Consider the following 1,324-nt stretch of genomic DNA (forward strand, 5'->3'; position numbering starts at 1 on the left):
AGTCAAGTCCATAATCCTGTGTAAAATACTATACAATGTTTTACTGGTCTCTCATTGATCAAACTTAATATATTTTCTTGTAGAACTGAGCCATTCGTCATGAAGGTCCATAAGGACAGCTCCAATTAATCGATTGGCAGACGTTCGGTTGGGAAAAATCCGAATAATCTTTTCTCTTCTGCGGACTTCCTGGTTCAGTCGTTCAAGAAGGTTGGTGCTTTTTAGCCGATTGTGACCATTTCCGATAACCGTGTATTGAAAGGCATCTTCGAAGCCATTATCCAATGTTTCGCAAGCTTTTGTATATTTAGACTGGTCGATATATTCACCGACTAAGGCATTCTTAGCTGTTCGAGCGAGTTCAATATCCGTAAACTTAAAGATCGCTTTTACTGCTTCTCTAAACGGTTTTGAATTCTTTTTTGGAATGGAACTGAAGATGTTTCTTAAAAAATGGACCTGGCATCTCTGCCAACTTGCGTTGGTAAATGACTTACGAATTGCAGACACTAGGCCTTTATGGGCATCAGAAATGATGAGTTCTGTCCCCTGTAGACCGCGTTCTTTTAAGTATTCAAAGAAGATGGACCATGTGTCATCACTTTCTTCATTTTGGATCATGAAGCCAATGATTTCACGATCACCACCTTCTGTTATCCCGATCGCAATATGGCAGCTTTTAGAAAGCACTCGATGGTCCTCACGGACTTTTATGTAGAGAACATCAGTCATCAGATAAGGATAACTCGTACCTGAGAGTGAACGGTTCTGCCATTCGTTGACCATCGGGTCTAACTGCTCAGTCAGGCTAGAAACAAAAGATTTCGATACCGATTTTCCACATAGCTCTTCAACAATCTTTGAAACTTTACGTGTCGAAACGCCTGAAACATACATCTCAAGCATTGAAGCGAGCAGTGCCTTTTCATTTCGCTGATAACGCTCAAACACCGTCGGTGAAAATTCACCATCACGTGTTCTAGGCACTTTTAACTCGAGTGTGCCCACACGAGTCGTAAAGTCTCGCTCATAATAGCCATTTCTTTGACTCTGACGACTTTCTGAACGTTCATAGTCATCGGCTTGAATATATTCTGTTCGTTGATTTTCCATCAATTGGTTGAAAACAGTGGTCAAAATATTTTTAGAAACTTCATCTTTTACCGAATGTTCAATAATACTTTGAACCTCTTCGTTGTTCAGTGTAAAATGTACTTGGGTCATGTAACGTCCTCCTGGGTATGTTTTTGTGGTTAAAAACATTGTACCGTAAAAGGGCTGTTACATGGCCTTTTATCTTTTACACAATTATATGGACTTTATC

1 protein-coding gene is annotated in these 1,324 nt (G+C 39.9%); it reads right to left on the bottom strand.

The features are described from left to right. Window positions 1-51 precede the first annotated feature (51 nt). On the bottom strand, window positions 52-1,224 hold the full coding sequence (locus NE257_RS11575; RefSeq protein ID WP_007209349.1) for an IS256-like element IS1542 family transposase: 1,173 nt from the start codon (window positions 1,222-1,224) through the stop codon (window positions 52-54). Between the last annotated feature and the right edge of the window lie 100 nt (window positions 1,225-1,324).

The organism is Enterococcus italicus, assembly GCF_023743875.1.
GTDB lineage: Bacteria > Bacillota > Bacilli > Lactobacillales > Enterococcaceae > Enterococcus_G > Enterococcus_G italicus.

Coding starts and splice junctions, on each gene's coding strand:
- NE257_RS11575 (WP_007209349.1), bottom strand. CDS start 1,224: ATGACCCAAGTACATTTTACACTGAACAACGAAGAGGTTCAAAGTATT.